We start from the raw sequence: 3,037 nt of genomic DNA, 5'->3' as shown, positions 1-3,037 counted from the left end.
CCTCGCCGCGATTAAAACGCTTTTATCTCGAACAAAATCCAACCGCGGAAGGTCAACACGCCCTGACAGTATAGAAGCAATTTATCGAAAGAAATGTGGTTCAAAACACAAAGCCGTAAAGCGATCAAAAAAGGGCACAAACTCGAGGAATCATCTTCGAACTTGCGCCCTTTTGTATGTATATAGCTAACTATTTATAGTTATATGTTTGGAACTATGCGTGTTGAAAGCAGAAGGATTACTTCGCTTTCTTACCAGAGCGTTGCTGCTCTTTGTGTGCAAGCTTCTCTTTTTTGCGTTGCTCGATAAGGTGAGCAGCATCGCCGCCTACGTGGGTTTCGCCACGGGCATTCGACAGTTGAACTTGCTTTTCACGTTCGCGGAAACGGGCTTTCTGCTCGTCGCTGTGCTTATCAATACACTTAGGGCAGCTTACGCCTTTCTCGAAGTGTTCAGAGGCTTTGTCTTCGTCAGTGATTGGCAAACGACACGCGTTACACACATCGTAACCGCTCTTTTCTAGCTGGTGGTTTACTGCAACACGACCGTCAAATACGTAGCAGTCGCCTTCCCACATGCTCTCTTCTTCTGGTACTTCTTCTAGGTACTTAAGAATGCCGCCTTCAAGGTGGTAAACCTCATCAAAGCCTTGTTCTTTCATGTAGGCTGTTGATTTTTCGCAACGAATACCGCCAGTACAGAACATCGCGACTTTTTTGTGTTTCTTAGGATCGAGATTTTCTTCAACGTATTGAGGGAATTCACGGAAGGTTTCTGTGTTTGGGTTTACAGCATTTTTGAATGTACCGATATCGACTTCGTAATCGTTACGAGTATCAACCAGAATCACATCAGGATCAGAGATCAATGCGTTCCATTCGTTTGGTTTCACGTAAGTGCCGACAACGTGGCGTGGGTCGATACCCTCAACGCCCATGGTTACGATCTCTTTCTTGAGCTTAACCTTGGTGCGGTTGAATGGTTGTTCTTCGTTGAACGACTCCTTGTAAACAACATCAGCCAAACGAGAATCTTGTTTGAACCATTTAAGAAGAGCGTCGATAGATTCGCGCTTACCTGCAACGGTGCCGTTGATACCTTCACTCGCAAGTAGCAAAGTACCGCGGATTTGGTTGGCTTCTAACACGTCAGTGAGTGGCTGGCGAATTTCTTGGTAATCATCAAGTGCTACGAATTTATACAGAGCACATACAACATATTGAGACATGGTTTTTCCTTTCTGCGAGCTGGAACGTAAATCCAGAGCGTTGCCTTTTATGATACAGACTGAGTTTAATTCACTCAGGTTTGCCCATATTGGCTTATTAAAATCCGCCGCAGTATAACCAAGCCAAGGATGGACAAAAACCAACCAAAAATAGGGCTATTTATCATTTCTATTTGTGTGGTTTATGGGCTAGGAAGTTCAATGAAACTGTTTTATCAGGTTCGAATTACAACAACGTATTCCCAAACCAAAAGGCCCTGCTGTAAAAACAGCAGGGCCTTGGTATTGAATCTGTCTGACTTAATCAGCGATTACGCTTGGTTAAGTACTTCCGCTAAGCGTTTTACCGCTTCTGTTAATTCTTCTGGGTTGGCGTTGGTGAAGTTTAAGCGCAGTGCAGCTTTAGCTTCATCAGCCTTTGGATAGAATACTGGGCTTGGTACTACCGCTACGCCATTCGATAGCAGAGTCTTAGCTAATTCGAAGGTATCGCACTCTGGGATTTCAACCCAAATGAACATTCCGCCATCAACGGATTTTAATACACAGTCAGTAGGCAGCTGTTTTTCTAGCTCTGAAAACAGCACTTCATAACGAGACTTGTAAAGGGTACGAATATTTTCCATGTGCAGGTTGAAATCTTCATGTTTTAGAAGACCAACAAGCAGCGCTTGCATTGGTACACTTGAGTGTAAGTCCGCGCCTTGCTTCACTTTGATTAGTGGCTCAAGGTAGCTGCGTTTACCTGTTACCGCGCCAATACGTAGACCTGGCGATGCAATCTTAGAGAATGAACGAAGAACGATAGAGTTATCAGGGCAGAACGAAGAAACCATTGGCAGCTCAGTGCCTGTAAAGCGTAGCTCGCGGTAAGGCGCATCTTCAATGAATGCCACGTTGTATTTAATACACAGTTCAGCCACTTTTTGACGAGTTTCTGTTGCCCAACATACACCTGTTGGGTTGTGAAAATCTGGCACGGCGTAGAACATTTTCGGTGATTGCTCTGCAAAGCACGTTTCCAGTTCGTCTAGGTTCGGGCCAAATTCAGTTTGAGACACGGTCGCAATGTTTGCTTGAACTAAGCCAAACACTTGCATCGCACCCAAGTAGCTTGGCGCTTCCATCACAACCACATCATTCGGATCAACATACGCTCGTGCAATCAAATCCAAACCTTGCTGAGAACCGGTACAGATCATTGCTGTGTGAGTCTCTGGCAATTGGTAGCTTTGCGTAAGGTGATCAAGCAACGGGCCGTAACCCGCAGTAGAACCGTATTGGAAAACTTCAGGCATGTTCGCTAAGTTTTCTAGCGTTGGCTTCATTAAATCGATAGGGAATGTTTTCTCGTCCGGTAAACCACCGGCCAATGAGATGACATTTGGATCGCTTGCGGCTGCGAGGATCTCTCGAATGTATGAAGATTGAATCTGTTGTAATGACTGTGCGATTTCCATGTGTTGTGTCTCGTCGTTTTTCGTTTTTATTCTATCGCTTGATATTACACGGCAATTGTAAAAACTAGCGTGTCCGTTTATGCTCTTAAACATGTCCATTTATGCTATTTAAACGATGTCACGACAACACTTATCCCGAATCAATGATGTTCTGTTCCATATTCATCAAGACATCAGTCAGCCTTTGTCGGCAAAAGCGCTCTCCGAGATTGCGGCTTATTCAGAACAACACTTCCACCGCACCTTTAAAAGCGTGGTTGGGGAGTCGCTACATCAGTACATTCGACGCACTCGAATGGAGTATGCGGCCAATCAATTGATGTTCGATACCACGTCGTCAGTGGTAGAG

At 44.8% G+C, this 3,037-nt stretch carries 3 protein-coding genes; 1 reads left to right on the top strand and 2 read right to left on the bottom strand.

The features are described 5' to 3' along the window. Positions 1–238 precede the first annotated feature (238 nt). Both AB4653_RS25545 and AB4653_RS25540 read right to left on the bottom strand, forming a co-directional pair. Complete coding sequence (locus AB4653_RS25545; RefSeq protein ID WP_102257667.1) at positions 239–1,228, bottom strand: rhodanese-related sulfurtransferase; 990 nt, start codon at positions 1,226–1,228, stop codon at positions 239–241. Between the two features lie 311 nt (positions 1,229–1,539). Further along, the gene (locus tag AB4653_RS25540) at positions 1,540–2,688 is read right to left on the bottom strand and encodes a PLP-dependent aminotransferase family protein (RefSeq protein ID WP_102257666.1); all 1,149 of its coding nucleotides are present in this window, start codon (positions 2,686–2,688) and stop codon (positions 1,540–1,542) included. Between the two features lie 115 nt (positions 2,689–2,803). Here AB4653_RS25540 and AB4653_RS25535 point away from each other — a divergent pair. Further along, positions 2,804–3,037, top strand: a 234-nt coding sequence (locus AB4653_RS25535; RefSeq protein ID WP_372105624.1) for a helix-turn-helix domain-containing protein, incomplete at its 3' end; no start/stop codon positions are given.

This window comes from Vibrio sp. 10N.222.48.A3 (assembly GCF_041475345.1).
Classification (GTDB): domain Bacteria; phylum Pseudomonadota; class Gammaproteobacteria; order Enterobacterales; family Vibrionaceae; genus Vibrio; species Vibrio tasmaniensis_A.
The sequence above is the reverse complement of the archived record's forward strand: the minus strand, read 5'-3'. Positions and strand labels throughout refer to the sequence as shown.

What these genes read in the sequence shown, in the direction of transcription:
- AB4653_RS25545 (WP_102257667.1), bottom strand. Translation starts at nt 1,228, where the DNA reads ATGTCTCAATATGTTGTATGTGCTCTGTATAAATTCGTAGCACTTGAT.
- AB4653_RS25540 (WP_102257666.1), bottom strand. Translation starts at nt 2,688, where the DNA reads ATGGAAATCGCACAGTCATTACAACAGATTCAATCTTCATACATTCGA.